Source organism: Enterococcus sp. VV15 (genome assembly GCF_005236045.1).
In the GTDB taxonomy this organism is placed as follows: Bacteria; Bacillota; Bacilli; order Lactobacillales; family Enterococcaceae; genus Enterococcus_B; species Enterococcus_B durans.
The window spans coordinates 1-793 of the sequence record NZ_QPTY01000109.1; the positions used below are offsets into that span (position 1 = coordinate 1).

Below are 793 nucleotides of genomic sequence, written 5' to 3' on the forward strand. Positions count from 1 at the left end.
AAACCTAAACGGCTTAGTTCCGTGTTCTTGATGAACAATCCTCCACCAGGAACGAGATACGACCCAGACCAGGAATAGCCCAATGCACTTTCTGTCGTTTGGGTCATCGGTTCCTGGTCAGTTGACGTCATAAGTGTTCGCGCAACGATGTCAACCGTCACTGACTTCACTACATTGGTGAAATAAGGTGGCTTTTCATTGATCATCGTGTCTAAGTCTTTACCCACTCGTCCGGCTTCTTCACGTAGCGAGTCAGAAACAATGACAAGTAGTTGCTTGGCACGTTCGGTTTCATCAGGCTTTAATTTACGCCATAGATTTTCTAAATCCTCAATCATTGCAAAAGGCTGCATTTAATCACTTCCCTTGCGACATCATTAAGTCATACAACTCTTGTTTCTTAGCAGTGGCGCTGTATTTAATGCCGAAAGCATCTAATTCTTGTTTAATTTGTGGAATAGTAATTGAATCATATGCGGCATCACCCGTTTTGGCTTCTTTATCGGCACCTGATTCGATCTCAATTTTTTGAATATCTGAATCACCTTCTGATTCAATATGTGCATAAATTTTTTCTTTTTGGTTGTCGTTTAATACTTGATCTTTATTGACAATAACCCAATCGCCACCAGAAATAAGACAGGAGCTACTAAAAGTAACTCCTGTCTTTTTATTTTTATAAATCATTTTATTAGCCTCCTGTTTTAATTACTCGCGCAAAGCTATTGCCATCCATAATACCCCAACCTAAATAAGTTTCAGAACGTAAGTAAACTTGGTTGTAATTTTTCAA

2 protein-coding genes and 1 pseudogene are annotated in these 793 nt (G+C 39.0%); all 3 read right to left on the minus strand.

What is annotated here, in order from left to right:
* A partial coding sequence (locus DVW83_RS14820) for a phage Gp19/Gp15/Gp42 family protein (RefSeq protein WP_137239698.1) occupies positions 1 to 353 on the minus strand: 353 nt, incomplete at its 3' end.
* A 4-nt stretch (positions 354 to 357) separates the two neighbouring features.
* A complete protein-coding gene (locus DVW83_RS14825; protein ID WP_137239701.1) occupies positions 358 to 687 on the minus strand; it encodes a hypothetical protein in 330 nt (109 codons plus the stop codon).
* A 4-nt stretch (positions 688 to 691) separates the two neighbouring features.
* Positions 692 to 793: pseudogene (locus DVW83_RS15780) on the minus strand (phage major capsid protein); the annotation flags it as partial.